Annotated in this window: 7 protein-coding genes; 4 read left to right on the top strand and 3 right to left on the bottom strand. The window is 39.7% G+C overall.

Annotated elements, in window-relative coordinates; all coding sequences use genetic code 11:
• Positions 1-253: 253 nt before the first annotated feature.
• A complete protein-coding gene (locus GXZ13_08070) occupies positions 254-754 on the top strand; it encodes a hypothetical protein (protein ID NLX75758.1) in 501 nt (166 codons plus the stop codon).
• Positions 755-951: 197 nt separating this feature from the next.
• Here GXZ13_08070 and GXZ13_08065 read toward each other — a convergent pair whose 3' ends face one another.
• On the bottom strand, positions 952-1,494 hold the full coding sequence (locus GXZ13_08065) for a hypothetical protein (GenBank protein NLX75757.1): 543 nt from the start codon (positions 1,492-1,494) through the stop codon (positions 952-954).
• Positions 1,495-2,089: 595 nt separating this feature from the next.
• Complete coding sequence (locus GXZ13_08060; protein ID NLX75756.1) at positions 2,090-2,320, bottom strand: ATP-binding cassette domain-containing protein; 231 nt, start codon at positions 2,318-2,320, stop codon at positions 2,090-2,092.
• Positions 2,321-2,624: 304 nt separating this feature from the next.
• On the opposite strand from GXZ13_08060, the gene GXZ13_08055 reads away from it, so the two are divergent.
• Positions 2,625-2,771, top strand: coding sequence for a hypothetical protein (locus GXZ13_08055; GenBank protein ID NLX75755.1), 147 nt, complete (start codon positions 2,625-2,627; stop codon positions 2,769-2,771).
• A 69-nt stretch (positions 2,772-2,840) separates the two neighbouring features.
• The gene (locus tag GXZ13_08050; protein NLX75754.1) at positions 2,841-3,074 is read left to right on the top strand and encodes a transposase; all 234 of its coding nucleotides are present in this window, start codon (positions 2,841-2,843) and stop codon (positions 3,072-3,074) included.
• Here the strand turns inward: GXZ13_08050 and GXZ13_08045 are convergent.
• Entirely contained in the window at positions 2,963-3,238 is a 276-nt protein-coding gene (locus tag GXZ13_08045; GenBank protein NLX75753.1) for a hypothetical protein, read from the bottom strand. The two genes, GXZ13_08050 and GXZ13_08045, sit on opposite strands and share 112 nt — an antisense overlap.
• A 22-nt stretch (positions 3,239-3,260) precedes the next feature.
• On the opposite strand from GXZ13_08045, the gene GXZ13_08040 reads away from it, so the two are divergent.
• Positions 3,261-4,163, top strand: a complete 903-nt coding sequence (locus GXZ13_08040) for a transposase (GenBank protein ID NLX75752.1) — start codon at positions 3,261-3,263, stop codon at positions 4,161-4,163.
• Positions 4,164-4,381: the final 218 nt, after the last annotated feature.

Here is a 4,381-nt window from a genome sequence, read left to right as displayed (position 1 = left end):
GTATTATAACCCTCTTTTTCTGCTGCTGTCTTTAGTATCTTTAAAAGCTTGGGATTATCATCTGCGATTAAAATGCTTGTCATGGTAATGCCTCCTTATATCATTATATTACAGCTAAAGAATATGGCAAACCAATGGCAAGAGCAAAATAATTAACATCTAATTTCCTTGAATATGCCACATATCTGCCATATAAGCTTGCTAAGCTTTGATTACACTCAAAACAAACTATTTTCAGAAAGGAGTTTTTACTATGAAAAAGATAAAGATACTAATGATAGGACTTACTCTTAGTCTTGCCATTGCTGCTATATCAATAACAGCCTTCGCAGCCTCCAGCTACTCAAGTCCCGCTGAGATAGTAGCAGGACTTACCGGAAAAACAACTGATAACATAATTGCCGAGAAAATGGAAGGTCAAAAAACCTATGGTGCAATTGCCCATGAAGCTGGAAAATTCACTGAATTTAAGGAAGAAATATTAAAACTGAAAAAAGATAATCTTACAACCCGACTTGAAGCAGGTGAGATTACCCAGGAGAGACATGATGCTATTTTAAAAGCACTGGAAGAAAATAAGGATTATTGCGACGACAGTGGGAGTGCTAAAATTGGCCAAGAAATGGGAGCAAGATTTGGCTCAAAGGGTTCGGGACAAGCTTTTGGTGGTGGACAGGGTCAGGGTCAAGGGAAAAACGGTGCCATGGGTGGTAAGGGTTGGCGAAATTGCCTTCCCCATGAACCAGCTAATTAATGGTATATAACCTATCATGCTTCTACTTGTACTCTTAAAGTTCTAAGATAATAGTAGTAAAATATGGGTTTGTGGTTAAGCTAAAAAGCTATCCATAAACCCATATTTAAATTATTATTACCACCAGTAGCAAACTAAAGACTACTTTTAACGATTTTTCCTTGGCTTAATTCTATTGTTTTTACTATTATTTGTTTTTATTTGAATTCCCCTCTTATTTTGACTAGGGTTTCTTTTGTTAAAAGTCCCTTTGCACGGGCCCAAAAAACAAAGGCGCCAACAAGACATAAAGTACCAGATGCAACTATAAGTGGATGAAGCTTTGTGACCTCCAAAAATTTACTTACATCCTCGCCCTGTGGAAGTGAGATAAATAAAGAAGCAATAGGAAAGGCTAACCACACAAGCATAGAGGATAGCAATCCAGTAAAGACAATAAGGTGACATGTATGATACCCCAGAAACTCTACACTTGGCTTGTAAAAACCAATGGCAAGAGCGCCTATAAGTACTGGTAAAAGCATACCTGCAGCATGGTTCAAGGCTGCTGTAAGTGGGGTAAAGGTTCCGCCGCTATAGCTTACCTGGGCCGCCAGATTCCAAAACACAAAATTTTCAATGGTTCCACCGCAAGCTACAACCACAAGGAGGTGCCCCATTTCATGGAAGAATGTATACAAAAGAAAATAGACTGGCATAAATAAAAGAACCGATAGTATTGTTTTGGATTTTTGACTCATAGGAGTTCTCCAGTATTTATAGTATTTATTATCTTATAACACCAAGGGTGATGTCCTGCAAATCACAGCCATAAAGCCTTTGAATTTTTAGTTCATTCCCTGACAAGCACAGTTAGAGCTTCAACGTGTTTTGAGAGGTCAGTATAGCTGTCAAAAATTAGTTGCCTTAATATTTTTATGTGAAATTTTCCTCTGCGGTAACATATCCAAGATTGAGTCTCATATGGGGGAACAAATCATAACAGATTGGCTATTTTACTTGATTTAATTGCTTACTAGAATAGAACGGAAAGTTTCATCAACTGAAAGACAATTCACACATGCGTCACCATATAAAACTTATGATAAATAGCAAATCTCACTGTTACAGGGCAAATACTCATTATTACTTCTAATCTTTATCGGATCTTGTGCTTTCTTTCTCCGCCGACTAAACTGATACCTTTAAAAAGCTGCTTTCTTTACTTAAGATAATAAATCACATATTCAATCTTCCGCTCGACTTTACCTATCTCAAGTGTATCATCCTGTACAACAGTAATGCATTATAGATTAAACCGTAGCCAGAATACACTCTAGCTACGGTTTAATAAAATTAAAATTGTATCACTTCATCTAATTTAATTGTATTCTCCATACTAAATTGATGGGAAATAATTATTATGGTTCGGTCTGTAATTGATAAGAGTTGCTTTTCAATTGCCCTAGCATTATTTTCATCGAGATTAGCTAACGGTTCATCTAAGATAAGTATTGGTGTTTCTCTTAAAATTGACCTAGCTAAAGTAACTCTTCTTTTTTCTCCTCCTGAATATAATGTAATTATTTTGCATTCTTTCCATACTTCTAAAAAGGCTGATTTTAAAGAGTAGCCCTTTCAAATAGCTCATCCGCAATCAAATCATTAGCATCTAACATAGAAATCCTCCATCTTTAAAATTTTGTGTTTTGGTAGAGGGTTATTAACCCAGTGTTCATCGTTACTATTTGCCGTTGTCATAATTAGGGTTCACTGAATCTCAAATAATCATTAGAATTTCAACGCAAAACGCCATTTTTATGGTATAATAAGTGCAAGGGAAACCCAACATTTAGGCAAAAACCTTGCACTTTTATTCTAGGAGGATTCAATGTATAAACCAACCCGTGGACAAGGCACCATCTTCGAAGATCCTACCGTCTTTGGTGATATCAACTTAGATCCGGAGAACCGCTGGGTAAAAATGGCAGCCCTCATGACCAAGGGGTCAGACTCTCCCCTGGGATGCGTTGGATGAAATGTACGCCAAAACTTTCACCGGAAAAGATACTGGAAATCCGGGTAAACCCTCCCGTATGGCACTAGGATCTCTTATCATCAAAACAAAGCTATCCCTCTCTTACGAGGAGACAAGGCAACAGATCTACCCACAGGGCACAGGCTGGAAAACCCCTATCTTCAATGGTTTATTGGGCTACCATACTATTCCTATGAACCGCCCTTTGATGCCAGTACGATGGTATCGTTCCAAAAACGCATTACTCCAGAAATGATAGAGCTGGTGAACGAGGCCATCATTCGAGGAGCTGTAGAAAAGTAGGAAACCGCTGAAATTTCAGAAGATTCTGAGGACAATTCTGATGAGCAAGATTCTGATGATAACAATGATGACGGCGATAAACCGAACTCTGGTACCCTCATTCTTGATGCAACCTGCGCTCCCAGCGATATCACTTTCCCGACAGATGTGAGCCTACTTTCCAAAGCCAGAGAACACACTGAAACAATGATCGATGAGCTCCACGCACAAAGACAGGGGAAGAAGAAACCCCGGACCTACCGCAAGGTGGCACGTCAGAAATATTTACTCTTTGCCAGAAACCGCAGGCCTTCCCGAAAGGTCATCCGACAAGCAGTGAAATCACAGCTAGGCTTTGTAGGAAGAAACCTCAAATACATTGAAGCCCTGTTATTGGAAGGCCTAGAGCTCTCCGATCATTCCAAGAAAAAGCTTAAAATTGTTGAGAAACTGTACCAACAACAGCTGGAAATGTATGAGAACCGAGTTCACAGCACACCTGATCGAATCGTCAGTTTGGATCAACCATGGGTCCGACCAATAGTCCGTGGTAAGTCCAAAGCAAGGACAGAGTTTGGAGCGAAGGTAGCCATCAGCATGGTGGATGGGTTTGCACGAATCGAAAAACTCAGCTGGGATGCCTTCAATGAGGCTGGGACGTTTATTGAAAGTGTTGAAAAGTACCATCGCACCTATGGTTGCTATCCTGAGCGAGTCCTTGTGGATATGATTTATCGAAACAGCGTGAACCGCAGTTATTGCAAGAGCAAAGGCATGACCATGAGTGGTCGTAAACTCGGGAGGCCACCATCAGACCCAGAGATTCGTAGGCAACAAAACCTCGAAGAGAGGGCACAAGCCGGCGAACGGAATGCAGTGGAAGGCAAGTTTGGGGAAGCGAAAAGGCGATATGGCCTAGACCTTCTCATGGCACGGAGACAGGACACCTGTGAAACCAGTATCCATATGGTATTCCTGGTGATGAACCTGGCAAAAAGACTTCGTCTCTTTTTGTTCTCTTTTTTCAAAAATTTGCAATTTTGTGCCAAAAACTTTTTTCGCACCCTTGTGGGGTCCTGTGAAAACTTTGGGAAAGCGGCTCAAATTTAGTAGTAAGAGTTATTCAATAGCCCCTAATTATGACACGAGACCCACAATCGGCATCACAATTTTTTAATTACATTTAATGGTTAGGGTGTCAAAAGTAAACTGACTCCCAAATTTAATAATTGGTAAAGCTCATATCTGTATAACTCAGCCCAGTTTTCCACTTGTATTTTTATTAGTAAAAAGCTTGATATTTCAATGCTTTTACCCCTTTTATATGG

The organism is Synergistaceae bacterium (assembly GCA_012728235.1).
Classification (GTDB): domain Bacteria; phylum Synergistota; class Synergistia; order Synergistales; family Synergistaceae; genus JAAYFL01.
This window is presented reverse-complemented; position numbering and strand designations above follow the sequence as displayed.

What these genes read in the sequence shown, in the direction of transcription:
- GXZ13_08070 (NLX75758.1), top strand. Translation starts at nt 254, where the DNA reads ATGAAAAAGATAAAGATACTAATGATAGGACTTACTCTTAGTCTTGCC.
- GXZ13_08065 (NLX75757.1), bottom strand. Translation starts at nt 1,494, where the DNA reads ATGAGTCAAAAATCCAAAACAATACTATCGGTTCTTTTATTTATGCCA.
- GXZ13_08055 (NLX75755.1), top strand. Translation starts at nt 2,625, where the DNA reads ATGTATAAACCAACCCGTGGACAAGGCACCATCTTCGAAGATCCTACC.
- GXZ13_08040 (NLX75752.1), top strand. Translation starts at nt 3,261, where the DNA reads ATGATCGATGAGCTCCACGCACAAAGACAGGGGAAGAAGAAACCCCGG.